The organism is uncultured Porphyromonas sp. (assembly GCF_915070105.1).
Taxonomy (GTDB): domain Bacteria; phylum Bacteroidota; class Bacteroidia; order Bacteroidales; family Porphyromonadaceae; genus Porphyromonas.
The window spans coordinates 14,653-32,493 of the sequence record NZ_CAJZFJ010000002.1; the positions used below are offsets into that span (position 1 = coordinate 14,653).

The following is a 17,841-nucleotide window of genomic DNA, read 5'->3' on the forward strand; positions in this document are numbered from 1 at the left end:
TCTCTTGCCCCTACCTCACACCTCGTAAACGTCTCCCTCGGGGCAAAAAGTGTGGACAAAGATACGACAATGTACCTAGACTATACCCCTAGCCACTCAACTATATATAAAGGTTGTGCGCCAGCTCTCTCCCGAGGACTGGCGCACCGATTGTCATTCTTATGAAAAAACTTTCTTCTATAAAGTCATGAAATGATTACACATAGGAGCCGAAAGCCGGACTCGAACCGGCGACCTATTCATTACGAATGAATTGCTCTACCAACTGAGCTATTTCGGCGTAACCTCTAGGGAAGGCGCTTTCCTAATGCATAGAAACTGCATACTCTCCCAAAAGGCGGTGCAAAGATAGGCATTTATTTTAGACCTGCCAAACAGCGATTACTTCTCCTCCCCAAGCAGGCTGTCCATGAATACGCCCAGCTCTTCATCGAGGTCCTCCATCAATGGCTTAGAGAGATTGAAGAGGTCTTCGTCTAGGAAGAGGAGCACCTCAATGAGGGAGAAATCTGGGCGCACAAGCTCCACGGAGAAGGGACGAGCAAAGACCTCCTTGCTCCAGAACCCCTTTTGCTCCAGACGTGTCACGAGCTCCCTCAGCGTCTCGATGGCCTCATGGGTAGGATCCTCACTCGAGCCCGTCTCTGCCCAAGAGAAGACCTCCTGATGGGCGATGAGCTCATCTTGATCATCATAGACACGCAGCTCCCCTACCTCACAGTCGATCTGGAGGAAGAGGTCGTTGATAGGCTTCGTGATGAGGGCGCTCCCCTCGGTCACTAGGGATAGGAAGAACTTACGCAGGAGCTGTAAGTCTCGCTCGTTGCTGTGGGACATAATATTCATTTGTTGATGCGGTATAGATTGTAGGCATAGAAGATTTTTGGATAGGGGATGGACTAAATCAGCATTGCACCTACCCCTACTGCCGAGGCAGCGGGGATAGGCGCAATGGATATAGTGGGGAGGTGGACTAGCTCTTCTTGTACTTCTTCCAGTCCACGTTACGCATATCGCCCGAGGCGGCGATCTCCTGGTGGAAGGCGAAGCAACACTCTAGATCCTGAGGAGTCTGACCCTTCACTCCGAGCTCGAGGTATTCACGTAGTAGAGGTCTGTAGTCTGGGTGGACACACTTCTCGATGATCTCCTCAGCTCTCTGACGTGGGCTCTTACCACGAAGGTCTGCGATACCATACTCCGTGATGATGATCTTCACCGAGTGCTCGCTGTGGTCGAGGTGGGAGACCATGGGCACGAAGGCAGAGATCTTGCCATCCTTAGCTGTCGAGGGAGTGGTGAAGATCGAGAGGTAACCATTACGTGCGAAGTCACCCGAGCCACCGATACCATTCATCATACGGGTACCATTGACGTGCGTGGAGTTGACGTTACCGAAGATGTCGGCCTCCAGAGCAGTATTGATCGTAATGATACCGAGACGGCGAACGATCTCAGGGTTATTCGAGTACTCCTGTGGACGCAGGAGGAGCTTATCCTTGAAGAAGTCTAGATTAGCATAGATATCCTGGATCACAGGGCGAGAGACGGAGAGCGAGCAGCCACTGGCAAACTTCACACGGCCCTTCTTCATCAGGGCGATCACAGCATCCTGGATGACCTCGGTGTAGACGTTGAAGGCGGGGATCTTATCGTTGTCACCGAGAGCACCGAGCACGGCATTGGCGACATTCCCCACACCACTCTGCAGGGGTAGGAATTCCTTAGGTAGGCGACCAGCCTCCATCTCGGAGACGAGGAACTGGGCGACGTTGTTCCCGATAGCCTGCGTCACCTCATCGAGGGGTGCGAAGCCACCATCATCGTTGGGCTCGCTCGTGCGTACGATGCCTACGATCTTAGCGGGATCGACCTTGATGCACGTATCACCGACACGATCGCTAGGGCTGTAGATAGCTATATCTCTGCGGTGAGGAGGATCGAGGGGCTCAGCTAGGTCATGCATCCCTCGGATCTCCTTGGGGTGCTTATCGTTCAGCTCGACGATGATCTTGTCAGCTAGACGGCAGATCGTAGGTAGGATACCCACACCGCAGGTAGGGACGATCTCCCCATCCTCGGTCACATCGGCAGCCTCGACGATAGCGACATCTACCTTGCCGAGGAAGCCATAGCGGAGCTCCTGAGCGACCATCGAGAGGTGCATGTCGAAGTAAGGGTTCGCTGCGGCATTGATCCCCGTACGCATATCCTTGTTGGACTGATAGGGGGTGCGGAACTTCACTGCCTCGGCACGTGCCAGCGCACCATCGAGGCGGTCACCCGTACTAGCACCTGTGAACATCCCGATCTTGAAGGGACGACCGGCAGCGTGCTCGGCCTCTGCCCTGCGGGCGATAGCTCCTGGGACGACCTTCGGACAGCCGGCGGGCGTAAAGCCACTGAAGCCGACATTGTCATTGTGCTGCACCAGCGCAGCCGCTTCATCTGCTGTGATAAACTTCAAAGCCATGATATTTATATATGTGGATATTTTATGTTCGTCAGTTCGTTCCTTGTTTCCTCTGTGTAACAGACTTCTTCGTGGCAAAAGTAAGAAATACTTAGCTATCTCCGCTTATGTCGCTCCATGAGATCAGGGCGCAGACGCTTCGTGCGCTCCACCGCCTCGTTCATCTTCCACTCCTCGATCTTCGCTGCGTGACCGCTCAGGAGCACCTCCGGCACACACCACCCCTTGTACTCTGCGGGACGTGTATAGATGGGGGGAGCGAGGAGGTCATCCTGGAAGGTATCGGAGAGTGCACTCTCGGCATCCCCGATCACCCCAGGGAGCAGGCGCACGATAGCATCCGTCATGATCGCAGCGGGGAGCTCCCCTCCAGTCAGGACGTAGTCCCCTACGGAGATCTCACGAGTGATGAGGTGCTCTCGGATACGATGGTCGATCCCCTTGTAGTGACCGCAGAGGATGATGAGGTTCTCCCGAAGGCTTAGCTCATTGGCCATCCCCTGATCGAAGGTCTCCCCATCGGGTGAGGTATAGATCACCTCATCGTAGTCACGCTGTGCCCTCAGATCACTGATCGCTCGATCAATGGGCTCGACCTGCAGCACCATACCCGCCTCTCCACCGAAGGGGTAGTCATCGACACGTCTCCACTTATTGGTGGAGTAGTCACGGATATTGTGTACATAGAGCTCTAGGAAGCCCTCTCGCTGGGCTCGCCCGATGATGGAGTGCTTCAGCGGGCTCTCTAGGAGCTCGGGCACGACGGTGAGGATATCTATACGCACGTGATGTTCGTTTCGCTTATCGCTGTTCCTTGGGTGAATAAATCGTTCTTCGGACAAAGGTAGTGCTTTCGCATGGCTCGTCCATACTCCCTAGGATGACCCTTAGAGCTTTCACCCATCCTGTAGGGAGCCACCACGCTCTACTCTGAATAGCACTCATCCGATCCCTCACACCCCATCGGAGGCAGAGTGGGACTGGTCGGAGCCTCCTAATAGCCCCCTTCGTAGCGGGCATTTCGCACCCCTCGAAATGAACTTACCGAGAACGCTCTTGCCCTCCTATAAAGAACGCTTCCATCACCTATGTAAGGTGACGAGGACGCTCTTACCGAGAGCGCACTTGCGCTCTCGGTAAGAGCGTTTTGCCCCTCTCGGCAAGACTGATACAGAGCATGTTAGTCGGGCTAAAAATCGACACACCTCCCCCTCCTCCACCCCACCCCGCTCTCCCCCCACATCCTCGAGGTATGCACGTGTGGGCACCCTGATGGAGAGCCTGAGCAGAGAGACACGCTTGGGCTTAGGGCTAGAGTATTCTAGGGAAGTGTGCCTTGGCCGTCCCGTCCTGATGAGCTGTGGAGCAAATTCCTCCTCTCAGAGAAGCTAGTCATCCCGCCCCCTATATTATATATATTATAATGTACGCGCGAGGCAAAGGCCTCTCCCCTCTGTAGGCACATGGGTAGGTATATAAATACGGCGAACAAGGAAAAAATACTCCCTATTAGGTATTTATTCGTACGCAAAAAGGTGAGATCTTTGCACCCGAATTGGCGAGTGTGCACCTAGTACTTCATTATCGAATACGCACCCCTTCCTCTTCCTCCCTCTACCCGATAGCCAGCAGATCGACCTACCGGAGGGAAAACAAAAAAGAACAGCAAAGTAAACCTATGGGAATATGTTAATACTACGCATGCGACCATACCCTCGGCGGACGCACCTCCGTCTCTGGTCGTTCCTTCTACTACTCGTTGGGGTGATCAGCACCCCAGCCTCTCCCCTATCAGCTACCATCACGACCACCGTGCATGAGGAGACTACCGAGCCCGCAGACCCTAGGCGAGTCTCCATCATAGTACTCAGTGGCTCAAGCCGTGACCCGATCGTCGGGGCTGTGGTACGCTGTACAGGTGCACTCAGCCCGGACATCACCGACCAGACTGGGAGGTGTGTCCTACGCTTCAAGCAACCCGTACGAGAGATCCAGGTGCATATCACCTATATCGGATTTAAGCCCGTCCGACGTACCATCGCCGTCACTCCAGGCAAGCCCATCACCCTACGGATGCAGGAGGATGTCAAGCAGTTCGGCGAAGTCCTCGTCTCAGGACAACAGCGACGCACCAACAAGCTCCAGCAGACTGCCCGCATTAGCTCCGAGACCCTCGAGAAGGGAGGTGCCACCTCGCTAGCCAAGATGCTCGAGACCATCCCCGGGGTCAGCTCCATCAGCTCGGGCAGCACTGTGGCCAAGCCTGTGATCCAGGGCATGCACAGCAGTCGTATCCTGCTGATGAATAATGGTGTCCGCCTAGAGAGCCAGAGCTGGGGCGCAGACCATGCCCCCGAGATCGACTACACGGGGGCAAGCATGGTCGAGGTCGTCAAGGGTGCAGAGTGTGTACGCTACGGCTTCGGAGCTATGGGGGGTGTCGTCCTGCTCAACGAAGCACCCCTGCCCTATGGGAACGATAAGCTCCAAGTGCACGGCAAAGCCAACCTCGGCTACGACACCAATGCCCGAGGAGGCAGTGGCTCGGGAAGCCTAGAGCTCGGCTACCGCAATGTCGGCCTGCGCCTACACGGCATGTACACCAAGGGCGGTGACTACCGCACCGCAGAGTATATCCTCAACAACACGGGCTACAACACCATCAGCCTCTCTGGTGTCCTCGGCTACAAGAGCCGACGGATAGAGATAGACCTCTCCTCCAGCCTCTACTACCAGCGTAGTGGTATCTACTATGCTAGCAAGATCTCCGACCTCGATCAGCTCATCAAGCGATTTGAGTACGGACGGCCAGACCCCAGTACCCTACATCCCTTCTCCTACGACATCAAGCCCCCCTTCCAGCAATCCCAGCACTTCACCCTCAAGGGAGAGTTCAAGTGGAACATCAACGATGACCACAAGCTCACCCTCACGGCTTCCTTCCAAGAGAACCTCCGACAGGAGTTCGAGAACCGCAAGAAGGTAGAGTGGAGCTGGGTGCCTATGCAGGACCTTATCCTCAAGACCTACAAGGTAGACGCCCAGTGGAATGCCAAGTGGAAGCTATGGAACATGTCCACCGACGTAGGTACGGCCAATACCTACCAGACCAACTATAACTACCCCGGTACGAAGCAGCCTGCCTTCGTCCCCAACTTCGCCGCCCTGACGATGGGGGGCTATGTCCTACACCGAGCACAGTTTGACCGTCTGCAGTGTGCCCTAGGGATGCGCTATGACTTCCGCGTGATGTCAGTCAATGGCTACACGAGCCTCAGCAACTACACCTACTACGACGACTTCAAGCTCTATAGCAACTTCACCTCTAGCCTAGCGGCACACTACACCCTCAATGACCACTGGGATGTCCGTGCCAATATCGGCTGGTCGTGGCGTCCACCCGACATCAATGAGCTCTATGCCATCGGGCTACAGGATGGCTCCTACTGGGTAGTGGGCAATAGCAAGCTAGAGAGTGAGCGGGGCTACAAGTCCGTCCTCGGGGGGCGCTACCGAGACACTTGGTTCTCCATCGAGCCTAGCCTCTTCTATCAGCGTATCAATAGCTATATCTATGACCACATAGGTACGGGTAAGGATCGCTTCCACAACCACCCCAGCGGTAAGTACCCTAAGTTCATCTACGACCAGGATGATGTACAGCTCTACGGGGGTGACCTAGAGGCTACGATGACTCCCCTAAAGGGGCTCACTGTGGTAGGTAAGGCCGAGTGGATGTTTGCCCGCAATATCACTCGTGGGGACTGGCTTCCCTTCATGCCCTCCGATCGCTACGGACTCACGGGTACCTACGAGCGGAGCTTAGGGGCGAAGGAGAAGTACCATGCCTCCCTCTCGCTCTCGGGACTCTACGTGACGAAGCAGCGTCGCTTCGACCCCGACAAAGACCTCGTCTCTGACTCTCCCGACCCGTACTTCCTCCTCGGCGGTACGGCGGAGTTTGCCATCCGCCTACCCCAGCGTAGGGAGGTACGCTTCATGATCGTAGGGGAGAATATCCTCAACAACCTCTACAAGGAGTACACCGACCGATTCAGGTACTACGCCCACGAGCGTGGGGTGAATGTATCCCTACGCACCCTCATCAAATTCTAGCTACGCACTATGAACCGCTTATATACCAGTCTCGTCCTCTCCGCCATGATGCTGGGCAGTCTACTCAGTAGCTGCTCCGCAGACCGAGTAGATGAGTTCTTCAAGAAGATCGTCCAGGCTCCCCCCTCCTCCATCGAGCGTGATGTCAAGGGGCATGAGCAGATCTATGCCGTGCACATCATACTGCGCATGGGGCACAAGGGAGATATGATCGGTGTAGGCCCCGACGGGAACGAGCAGGTAGAGACCTACCTGACCTACCACACTGTGGGCGACCCCAAGATGATCCCCCTCACTCAGGAGATCGATATCGCCAAGGACGATGAGGGGCAGATGACCATCACCACCGAACGTGACCACTTCGACGTCATCGCCTCGGAGGACATCTACTACGGACTAGAGCTCAAGTATTACGACCAGAACGGAATGCTCATCAACCACCAGTTCTCGGGCTACCCCTACAAGAAGAATAGCGAGGGTGTCAGCATCCCCGACGAAGCAAACGCCACGCTCCTGGTGCACCAGCACTTCTTCGGCATCGGCAATACCTCCCTCAACCAAGAGGTCAAGGGCGGCAAGGCCATACATCAGCGAGGAGTACAGCTCGCCTACCCACGCTCACTAGCCTCTCCCGCCACGTTCTACGACCGGTACACCTTCCGCCTCAAGGATGGTGCACCCGAGCCTGCCTCTAAGTATTCGCTCTCCAATATCTTCGCTCCCGATGGCTTCACCTTTGGCTCCAACCAAGTAGCCTACGACACTGAGCTAGCATGGAAGGCAATCGAACGCTCCGGCAAACCCGAGGCTACCGAGCTCCTACAGTGGAAGGACGGCCTCAGCTATCGCCTCTACAAGGTCATCGACATGATGCACCTCAATAAGATCACCCCCGAGATCTTCACCTACGAGTACCGAGATACAGACCCCGTAGAGGAGGAGCTGGGGAAGCTCTTCACCGACTCGTACAACGACGACTTCATCGACCCCGACACCGATGCCCCACGCCAACGCTACGGCGAGACCGTCGGCTTCCTACGACAGAATAGAAGTCTCGATAGTGGTACACCTAGGGATAGGCTGGGCTTCAAGGGTGTCCTACAGTTCAAGAAGGCAAACCTCGCCTTTCAGCTTCAGGTAAAGATCTGCCATATCCTCAACAAGGTACAGCAGCACGTGGGCGAGACCGAGAAGCCCGCTAAGTATGGTAATGCCAACAACGAAGCTAACGGCTACCTCTGGGACTTCAATCAGATCCAGCCCGGCTGGGATAGCTTCGACATCGACTACCCCATCCCTGTACGTGTCATCGCCAGTCCTAAGGATGGGATAGACAAGTGCTACGAAGATGTCAAGCGATTCTACCCCGAGGTGGACAAGGCACAGCTCTGGCAGCTCCTCTCGAACCCTAGAGGCTACCTACAGCAGCACTACAGACGCAGTGCCGTGGTGATGTAACCCCCCTATCAATCAGCGACTCAACATGAATAAGATACTCAGACTCGTACCCCTACTAGCCGCCTTCGTCGCCCTTGCCACCTCGTGTGAGAAGTTCGTCTTCGGAGACGTACACGTAGACTACAACGAGAACCCACTCCTAGCCAAACCCGTCCCCCGAAGTGGGGCAGACCACTACGTCGATAGCCTCAAGAAGGTCAAGGTAACAGACAGTGGCCTCTCGAACCCCGATGCCGGGGGAGCCTTCGGCGACTGGGCTACCTGCCTCGTGATGTTCAAGGAGGGGCACTCCCACGGAGACGGGATGATGCACGGGAACTTCGTCTATCAGAATGCCCCCTGGAGACAGGAGCAGTTCGCCATCATCCACAACACCTCGGGCCCTTGGCCTCGGGTGGAGATCCAACGTAACAGCACCGTCACACACCTCGAGCAGGGAGAGGGCAAGCAAGGCCCTAACTACATCCGCATCATCGGTGGAAGACTGAAGCGCTGGGGGCTCTGCCTCTACTTCTTCGACAAGGCAGGCAACCTCATCAACGACCGCATACTCAACCAGTCCGACCAGTATCAGATCTTCTTCACCGTGAGTGATGTGGATGACAAGGGCGCCCCCTACGAAGTTATGGACTGCCGGGGTACCTGGCGTGCCAAGCACGATAGGTACGGACAATGGATGAAGGGGGGGACAATCGACCCAACACCTGTCCCCTCACCTTTCTTTGCCGACAAGACCACGTGGAAGGCACGTGCCGATGTCTCCGACAAGGTCTTCAAGTACACCTACCGCGATACCTGGATCCATGACGCTATGGGCGATGGCGCACGTGAGCTCTTCAATCAGCGCCTCCTCCCTCCCCTTACTCGCCACGATGCCGACTGGGCTGTCGCTCCCTATGACCAGGATCGTGTCGGGTTGAAGGGACACTTCAACTTCGATATCGAGGCGGACGAGAGCGATGACCAGCGGGAGTGGCCTCTGGAGATCACCCAGCGTGTAGACCCCACGACGGGCAAGAGCGGGAAGTATACACGCCCGACCTACCTGCTCCCGAAGTTCTACCTATCGGTACGGATCATGAAGTGTCCTAAGGGCAAGAAGGCGCTTATCCCCCGTGACGAGTACCTCAGCAGGCACTCTACCTACCAGTTCATCAGTAAGTTCATCTGTGCCGAGGCACACCTACCCGATGAGGCGAAGGACTATGGTCAGGACTCTCAGTGGAAGGAAGTCTTCCGCTTCAACCTCCCCATCAAGGTCTACTGCAGTAGCTTCGACACCGACCCTACCGCCATCGACCCTAACGACCCCTACTACTACTTCCTAGGTCAGGAGATCGGACTCCCCTCTGCCGAAGCCCTCGAGGCCTCACAGAACCTCCAGACCCACGGCGTAGGTGGAGGCTCGGGACTAGGCAACTGGTTCCTCTAGCCCTCTTCCCCTACCCCCTCCATTCATGACTTTAGCATAGATCCAGCAATGAACCGCTATAGATCACCTTGGCTACTCATAGCCCTCTGCCTCATAGCCCTCTCGGCTAGCTGTACACGCAACGGCATGCCCAAGAAGCAGTCTACCTCCAAGAGCAAAGTCGATCACCTCATCATCAAGGAGGTCTTCTACTCAGGCCACTACTGGCGACGTGAGTTCAAGGGCTACAACTTCCCTGCTCGCAACCAAATGGTCAGCGACGACCAGTACATCATCATCTACAATCCCACCAATGAGGTGAAGTACCTCGACGGGCTCGCCCTCTGTATCCACGCTATAGACCCAACGATCTCGATCACCTTCGCCCCGGGTGACAACTTCGTCAATCGCTACTACGGCATCAGCTCCATCTCCTACTTCCCCGGCTCGGGGCACGACCACCCGATACAGCCCAAGCAGTCCATCACCATAGCGCAGTATGCAATCGACTACAAGGAGGACTTCATCCGTAGTATCCGAGAGGCCGCCAAGGAGGAGGGCGAGGCCGAGCCAGACCTCACGGAGTACAAGGGGCTAGATGCCCTGCTCGACCTCACCAAGGCAGACTTCGAGTGGAGCAACATCAAGTACGGCGGAGCAACTAAGAACAACCCCAATGTCCCCGACCTAGAGCCTATCCTCGTCGAGCCGGATGCCAAGGGACGTCAGACCCCCTACTTCGAGCTGAAGTACCTCCAGCAGGCCAACGGTATCGCCCTCGTTCGTCTCCCTTGGTCGCTCGAGGACTTCAAGAACAACTACCAGGAGACCAAGCAAAAGAAGGGCTACCGCCACTACATCAATGTCACGAGCAGTGCCTTCGCAGACTTCTATGCTATCGAGATCCCCTTCGCCAATGTGATCGACTGCATGACGGTCTGCCCCAAGCGTCGCTTCCAGATGCGCCCCAGCAAGCTTGACAAGGGTTACAATGCCGTGACCGACGTCCCCTTCTCTGAGCTTAGGCACAGCGACTACCCCAAATTCTCTGGCCTAGCCCTGACCCGTAGGTGGGACGGACGGAAGTTCGTCGATGACGACAATTCCACCACGGACTTCGAGATCAAGGCAGCCTCACTCTCCCGCAAGGACGCCAACGGCAATACCATCAAGTAGTCCCCAATCCCTCCACTGCGAGCAGGTGGCGAGATAATACAGCGAAGGCTGCATACACCCCTGTGTATGCAGCCTTCGCCTCTTCTAACAACTCACAAATAATACTCGTTACGCTGCGCTTAGCGGAAGAGTAGCTTGCCGTCCTCGGCATCTAGGGTGATCACACTGGAGCGATCGACCGAACCCGAAAGGATGCTCTTCGAGAGCTCATTGAGGACACTATGCTGGATCACACGACGTACCGGACGAGCACCGAACTCTGGATCATACCCAGCCTCTGCTATCCAGCTGACAGCGGCATCCGTGTAGTGCAGTTCTATGCCTGTAGAGGCCAAGACATGGGCGGTAGCGTCTAGCTGTAGACGGACGATACGCTCGATATCGGACTTGGTCAGAGGTGTGAAGACGATCGTCTCATCGATACGATTGAGGAACTCTGGGCGGATCGTCCGCTTCAGGAGATCCAGCACCAGCTCGCGGGTCTCATCGATCGTCTGCTGCATCTTGCCCTCGGGGACATTGGCGAAACGCTCACGTATGAGGTCAGAGCCCATATTGCTCGTCATGATGATGATCGTATTCTTGAAGTTCACCACCCGACCCTTATTGTCCGTCAGACGGCCGTCATCCAGCACCTGGAGGAGGACATTGAAGACATCGGGGTGTGCCTTCTCGATCTCATCGAAGAGGACGACCGAGTAGGGCTTGCGACGGATAGCCTCCGTCAGCTGTCCTCCTTCATCGTAGCCTACGTATCCCGGAGGAGCACCGATGAGACGAGTGGCGGAGAACTTCTCCTGATACTCGCTCATATCGATACGGGTGAGCATCGTCTCGTCATCGAAGAGCACCTCGGCCAGGGCCTTGGCGAGCTCCGTCTTCCCTACCCCCGTAGTACCGAGGAAGAGGAAGGAGCCTATCGGACGCTTGGGATCCTGCAGACCAGCACGTGAGCGACGGACAGCGTCAGCTACAGCCTCGATGGCAAGGTCCTGACCGACGACACGGCGATGGAGTTCGTCCTCCAGGTGAAGGAGCTTCTCACGCTCACTCTGGAGCATCTTCCCTACGGGAATGCCCGTCCAGCGAGAGACGATATCGGCGATATCCTCTGCCCCGACTTCCTCACGTATCATCGCTCCTTCCTCACCCTGCGCTTTGGCGAGCTCGGCCTGTGTGGCTGCGATCTCTGCCTCCTTCTCCTTGAGCTTGCCGTAGCGGATCTCTGCTACCTTGCCGTAGTCACCGACCTGCTCTGCACGCTCGGCCTCGAAGCGTAGACGCTCAATATCGATCTTGGCCTGCTGGATACGATTGATGAGCTCTTGCTCCCGCATCCACTTGGCCTTGTCGGTGGCCTCCTGCTCCTTGAGGGAAGCGATCTCCTTGTTCAGCTCATCGAGCTTGGCCTCATCGTTCTCTCTACGGATGGCCTCACGCTCGATCTCAAGCTGTGTAATTCTTCGCCCGATCTCATCGAGGTCCTCAGGGAGGGAGTCGATCTGCATCCTCAGACGGGCAGCAGCCTCATCCATGAGGTCAATAGCCTTGTCGGGAAGGAAGCGATCGGTGATATACCGGTCGGAGAGACGTACGGCAGCGATGATCGCATCATCCTTGATACGCACCTTGTGGTGGTTCTCATACTTCTCCTTCAGTCCACGAAGGATAGAGATGCTGCTTGCCTCATCGGGCTCCTCGACCATGACCATCTGGAAGCGTCGCTCCAGAGCCTTATCCTTCTCGAAGTACTTCTGATACTCGTCGAGGGTGGTAGCACCGATAGCACGCAGTTCACCACGAGCTAGTGCAGGCTTGAGGATATTAGCAGCGTCCATAGCCCCCTCGCCCTTACCGGCACCTACTAGGGTGTGGATCTCGTCGATGAAGAGGATGATCTCCCCTTCGCTCTTGGTGACTTCGCCGACGACGGCCTTCAGACGTTCCTCGAACTCACCCTTGTACTTTGCCCCAGCGATGAGGGCACCCATGTCGAGGGAATAGACCTGCTTGGAGCGAAGGTTCTCGGGGACGTCCCCACGAACGATACGATAGGCGAGCCCTTCGGCGATGGCGGTCTTCCCCACACCGGGTTCACCGATGAGGATTGGGTTGTTCTTCGTCCTACGGGATAGGATCTGCAAGACACGGCGGATCTCATCATCACGCCCGATGACCGGGTCAAGCTTGCCCTCACGAGCACGCTCGCAGAGGTTAATCGCATACTTACTAAGGGAGTTATACTGCTCCTCGGCATGCTGGCTGGTCACACGGTTGCCCTTGTGGAGCTCTTCTACGGCCTTCTTGAGGTCGGAGATATTCACTCCGAAGTCGGACTTCAGCATACGAGCCGTAGGGCTATCCACCATGACAAGCGCCATGAGGATGTGCTCGACGGCTACGTACTCGTCCTGCATCTCACGGGCAAGATCCTCCGCCTTGTTGAGTACCTCGTTGGCACTCTGGCTCAGGTAGGGTTCCCCACCGGAGACCTTGGGCAGGTGAGAGAGGGCGACGTTGTTGGCTTCCTCTACTCGGGCACGCTGTACAGCGAGCTTGGAGAAGAGGAAGTCCATCAGGCTATCTCCCGCCGAGAGCAAGCTCCCGAGCAGGTGCGCGGGCTCAATGGACTGGTTGCCATTCCTGCGAGCCAGATCGATGGCAGCCTGTAGAGCCTCCTGCGACTTGATTGTATACTTATTTATATTCATATTCTATTCTATTATGTGTAGATTTCGTTATCTACACCTACCCTCTTCCAAAGGCCGTGCCGCCCTAAGAACATGACAATAAGTCACATAAAACTGACTCCGCACCCCCTAAACCACCCTATTTGCGACATATTGTCAGCCCAGACACTACAACCTCCACTTAAAAAGAGGCTAGGTAGTGAGCACAAAGCCCACTACCTAGCCTAAAGAGATACGAAGAGGATAAGCCCCCCAAAGGAACGGGATTCCCCCGCTCGCTACAGGCGGTGGCAGAGGACCATGAGGGGGAGGGAGGGGGAGAGTGTGAGGGCGAAGAGCGTCTGGGCATCGCTATCCTTGATGCCGAGCTTAGCACGAAGGGCTTCGGGCGAGAGGGGGAAGTTGCGACACGAAATCTGTGCAGCCCCGAGCTCTCGCCCCAGCCGACGAAGGGTGGAGGAGGCAAAGGGATAGACAGCTCGTACCTCAAATACTCGCCCGGGGAACTCCACGACCCGATGGCTCGAGGTATAGAGATGGGTGCTGGGGTGGAGGGGCTGCAGAGCGAAAGTCTCCGCTAAGGTCTTGAAGAGCCCCGACTTCATGAGGGCAGCATTCGGCTCATAGAGATAGGTCGAGAGCTCAGTGGCGTAGCTCGCCGTGAGTTCTCCCTCATGAGCTAGTGCACGGGGCTGTGTGAAGGTCTGGGTAGGTCGCTCCGAGCCTAGGAGGTTCGCCGCCGTGATGGTGACTGTCCCTGCCTCGGGCATGCCCTCGCCTAGGCTTAGGTCAAGGGACAGCAGGAGCTCCTTCACCTCGCCCCGCACGGCTACGACATGTAGCTCGGTGACGCAGGGCACACTCTGCAGGGTATGGGTGATGTCCAGCATCGGGGAGAGCTTGACCAGAAGGCGAGGGAGCGGACAGCCAAGCGAAGCATAGAGCGAGCGTAGTCTCGGTAGGAGTTCCCGAAGGTCAGGCTCGCAGTCCTCGATGGCATAGACCCTACGATGCTGGTCGTGCCCTTCCCTACGTGCAGGGTCTAGGTAGATAAGGCTCGGGCGGTAACGCCCGAGGAGCTCTGGGAGGAGCTCTAGCGACTCCCCACAGATCACCTCACTCGGCTGAGTGGGGAGGAGGCGAGGGAGGTTATAGGCTGCGGCAGAGGATAGCTCCTCATGACGCTCCACATACACCCCGTGAGCCGTCACGGCCCTAAGTGCGGCGAAGTCTACCCCCATTCCTCCGGTGAGGTCAAGGAGGCGGTCATCCTCTCGTGCGAAGCGTCTCTTATACTCGGCAGCCTCCTCGCTGGAGCACTGCTCTAGAGCAAGAGCAGAGGGGACGAAGGCTCCGACCTCCGCCCACCGTGGTAGTCGCCTCGAGAGGGCTACACAAGCGCTTAGCTGGAGGGCGACGAGGGTTCGCTCCTCACGGCTCATCGCCCCCTTGCCGAGGAGGATACGTTCGGGGCTCGTCGTCTGATACTGCTGGGTGAGGGTGAGGATATGCTCAATCTCGCTCGGGGTGTAGTAGGGCATCGTGCGGGAGGGATAGGAAAGACCCTCCATCGCTCCCCTGCCTAGCAGTAGGCGGAGGGCGGTGGAGGGTCGCAAGTGTTATAGAGGCTACTTGATCTGAAGGCGCAGAGTAGCCGTAGGCAGACCCTTCGCCGAGACATGGAGAACAGCCTCGCCCGACTGCTCGGAGCTCTGAACGAGGGTCACAAGCTGACCACTGAAGGCGTGGTGACGAGGCAGGTGGAAGGCATCCAGAGAAGCAGGGTTACCCGAGGCAGCTGCACGGAAGGTAGCAGCACCCGTGACACGGAAGGTCAAGAGGCGAGCATCATCAGGGATCAAGTTGCCCTCCTTATCCACCACACGCACCGTCACGAAGGCTATATCCCGTCCGTCCGCCGTGAGTGTCGTACGGTCGGCTACGAGCTCGAGGTGATGGGGCTTGCCTGCGGTGCGGATGACCTTCTCCTCGGCTACCTCACCAGCGTCGTTGTAGGCGACAACCTTGACTTCTCCTGGCTCATACTTCGTGTCCATCCACATCAGGCGGTAACGCTTCTGACGAGTGAAGTTCTTGAAGCTCTCTTCATTCTCCGTAGCGTCGATCGTGATCGAGCGATCCTTGCGCTGACGCCCCTGACTCTTGCCGTTGATGAAGAGCTCCGCCTCGGGGTAGCTCGTATAGACGAAGATGGGGGTCACCTCACCTACTCGGTCAGGCCAAGTCCAGTGGGGTAGGATATGCAGCGTGGGCGAAGTCTTGTTCCAGTGGCTACGATAGAGATAGAAGCGATCCTTAGGGATACCTGCTAGGTCCACGGCACCGAAGAGCGAGGAGTGGCTGGGCCAGTCGCTGTAGTAGGGTGTGGGCTCACCGAGGTAGTCGATCCCCGTCCAGATGAACTCACCCATGCTCCAGCTGTGATCCTCCTGACGCATGAAGTCGTCCTCGGGGAGGTTGCTCCACCCACAGTGCTCGACGTCGTAGCTAGAGGACTGATGGTCGGGGTACTTGGCCATGGACTTACGCACGACGGGGAACTTGTATACTCCTCGTGAGCTGACCGTAGAGCAGGTCTCGGAGCCGAGGAGGAAGCCCTGTGGGAGGACACGATGTGCCGTATCATAGAGGAAGGGGCGGTAGTTGAAGCCCGGTATATCTAGTGTAGCTGCCATACCGGTCTTGAGCACTGCCTTGGGGTTATCCATCCCGTTGGTGACGGGGCGAGTGGGGTCCTCTCTGTGGCAGATCTGCTGGAGGCGATAGGCGAGCTTAGCACCCTCGGCAGAGGGCTGCTCGGGGACTTCGTTCCCGATGCTCCACATGATGACGGAGGGACTGTTGCGGAACTGGTGGATGAGGTTCACCAGATCACGCTCATGCCACTCGTTGAAGTCTAGGTTGTAGCCATTGGGCACCTTGGGCTGAGCCCAGGAGTCGAAGCTCTCGGCCATCAGCGGCATCCCCATCTCGTCACATAGACGGACGAACTCAGGGGCAGGCATATTATGAGAGGTACGGATAGCATTGACACCCATATCCTGCATCAGACGTATCTGACGGCGCATAGCAGCTTCGTTCACGGCAGCACCGAGGGGACCTAGGTCGTGGTGCAGACAAGCACCCTGGAACTTGATCTTGCGTCCGTTGAGGTAGAAGCCATCGCCAGCCTTCAGTTCGATCGAGCGTATCCCGAAGGTCGTCGTATCTCGGTCTAGGAGCTTGCCACCAGACGAAAGCTCCACGACATACTTATATAGGAAGGGATGACCGATGTCCCAGAGTAGAGGCCTCCGTACCTCGAAGCCCGAGCGCAGGATGCTGTCCTTAGCCCAGAAGGAAGCCTTAGTCTCTACGCTCTTGCTAGCGATCTTTGTGCCCAGAGGGGTGAGAATATGGGTCTTGATCGTCAGCACTTTATTCCCAAGCGTCTTCAGCCCAGCGAGCTTTGTCTCGACGTCTACATAGGCGAAGTCTTCCCGTACGACGGGTGTCTTGATCTGTGTCCCCCATGTAGGCACATGGACGGGGTCGGTGATGACCATGTAGACATTGCGGTAGAGGCCTGCACCGGGGTACCAGCGACTGCTCTCGTGCTTGTTCTCCAGTCGTACGGCTAGGGTATTATCCTTGCCGGGGCGAACGTAGGGAGTGACATCGAGGTGGAAGCTATTGTAGCCGTAGGGCCAATAGCCCGCCTCGTGCCCATTGACATACACACGAGCACGGCTCATCGCCCCATCGAAGCGTAGGACGACCCTACGCTGCCCAAGATCCTCGGGGATAGAAAGCGTACGGCGGTACCAGCCCACCCCGACGAAGGGGAGGCCACCCGTACGGCCTGCGTGCTCCATGGCCTCCTTCTGCCCATCCTGCGTGATGGCTAGATGCTGCTTGTCGTTGTCGAAGCTAAAGGGGCCGTAGATCGCCCAGTCATGGGGTACGACGACACGGCTCCACTTGCTGTCGTCGTACCCCTCGGCGGAGGCCTTGGGGTCATCTACTCGGGTAAATCGCCATCCCTTCTCCAGACGCTCTACCATGCGCTGGCCCGAGAGGTATTCACTAACCATCTTTTCAAGCTGGGCGATGCGCTTCTCCAGACGCTCTACCGTGCGCTGGCCCGAGAGGGGTAGACTAAGGAAGGGTAGGCTAAGGGCACAGCCCAGCGTGAGGGCCGATGCGACTAGTCTCTTCATAGGAAGCAAAATCTATATTTGGGTGTACTATACATCTACATCAGTAGAGCCCCCCTTAGGCGAGGGGCTCTGCTGGTCAAAGATACGAAAACACCCGTAGACCACAGCCCCCCATCCTCCCATACAGCCAGGGCTCACGCATGAAATCACCATAGTGCGAGGGCAAGGTCGTGGGGGAGCATACGCCCAAAGATAGAAGTATCTATGTCTCAGCATAGATATGCCAAGCGAACACTTCCTACCGAGGAGGGATAAGTATACACGTGTGTACACAACTGTATACCCACGTGTACACAA

Annotated in this window: 10 protein-coding genes and 1 tRNA gene; 4 read left to right on the plus strand and 7 right to left on the minus strand. The window is 56.7% G+C overall.

All coding sequences use genetic code 11. The features are described 5' to 3' along the window. Nucleotides 1-207 precede the first annotated feature (207 nt). The 4 genes from QZ554_RS00355 to trmD all read right to left on the minus strand — a co-directional run bounded on the left by QZ554_RS00355 (nt 208) and on the right by trmD (nt 3,258). Nucleotides 208-280 (minus strand) — tRNA-Thr (locus QZ554_RS00355). Between the two features lie 101 nt (nt 281-381). After that, nucleotides 382-846 carry a hypothetical protein gene (locus tag QZ554_RS00360; RefSeq protein WP_297193308.1) on the minus strand — a complete coding sequence of 155 codons (465 nt, stop codon included), beginning with the start codon at nt 844-846 and terminating at the stop codon, nt 382-384. A 127-nt stretch (nt 847-973) separates the two neighbouring features. Next, complete coding sequence (locus tag QZ554_RS00365) at nt 974-2,473, minus strand: acetyl-CoA hydrolase/transferase family protein (protein ID WP_297193310.1); 1,500 nt, start codon at nt 2,471-2,473, stop codon at nt 974-976. 95 nt (nt 2,474-2,568) lie between these two features. Beyond that, nucleotides 2,569-3,258 (minus strand): tRNA (guanosine(37)-N1)-methyltransferase TrmD, encoded by a 690-nt coding sequence (gene trmD / locus QZ554_RS00370; RefSeq protein ID WP_297193312.1) that lies wholly within the window; start codon nt 3,256-3,258, stop codon nt 2,569-2,571. Between the two features lie 916 nt (nt 3,259-4,174). On the opposite strand from trmD, the gene QZ554_RS00375 reads away from it, so the two are divergent. The 4 genes from QZ554_RS00375 to QZ554_RS00390 are packed head-to-tail and all read left to right on the plus strand — an operon-like array spanning nt 4,175 to nt 10,634. Further along, the gene (locus QZ554_RS00375; protein ID WP_297193314.1) at nt 4,175-6,589 is read left to right on the plus strand and encodes a TonB-dependent receptor; all 2,415 of its coding nucleotides are present in this window, start codon (nt 4,175-4,177) and stop codon (nt 6,587-6,589) included. Between the two features lie 9 nt (nt 6,590-6,598). Next, nucleotides 6,599-8,047 (plus strand): hypothetical protein, encoded by a 1,449-nt coding sequence (locus QZ554_RS00380; protein WP_297193316.1) that lies wholly within the window; start codon nt 6,599-6,601, stop codon nt 8,045-8,047. Nucleotides 8,048-8,072: 25 nt separating this feature from the next. Next, complete coding sequence (locus tag QZ554_RS00385) at nt 8,073-9,479, plus strand: hypothetical protein (RefSeq protein WP_297193318.1); 1,407 nt, start codon at nt 8,073-8,075, stop codon at nt 9,477-9,479. 48 nt (nt 9,480-9,527) lie between these two features. After that, complete coding sequence (locus tag QZ554_RS00390) at nt 9,528-10,634, plus strand: DUF4876 domain-containing protein (RefSeq protein WP_297193320.1); 1,107 nt, start codon at nt 9,528-9,530, stop codon at nt 10,632-10,634. A gap of 119 nt (nt 10,635-10,753) precedes the next feature. On the opposite strand, the gene clpB is transcribed toward QZ554_RS00390, so the two are convergent. From clpB to QZ554_RS00405, 3 genes are all read right to left on the minus strand, one after another. After that, nucleotides 10,754-13,345 carry an ATP-dependent chaperone ClpB gene (gene clpB / locus QZ554_RS00395; protein ID WP_297193323.1) on the minus strand — a complete coding sequence of 864 codons (2,592 nt, stop codon included), beginning with the start codon at nt 13,343-13,345 and terminating at the stop codon, nt 10,754-10,756. 257 nt (nt 13,346-13,602) lie between these two features. Next, on the minus strand, nt 13,603-14,940 hold the full coding sequence (locus QZ554_RS00400; RefSeq protein ID WP_297193325.1) for a hypothetical protein: 1,338 nt from the start codon (nt 14,938-14,940) through the stop codon (nt 13,603-13,605). Nucleotides 14,941-14,952: 12 nt separating this feature from the next. Next, on the minus strand, nt 14,953-17,418 hold the full coding sequence (locus QZ554_RS00405; protein WP_297193368.1) for a glycoside hydrolase family 2 TIM barrel-domain containing protein: 2,466 nt from the start codon (nt 17,416-17,418) through the stop codon (nt 14,953-14,955). Nucleotides 17,419-17,841: the final 423 nt, after the last annotated feature.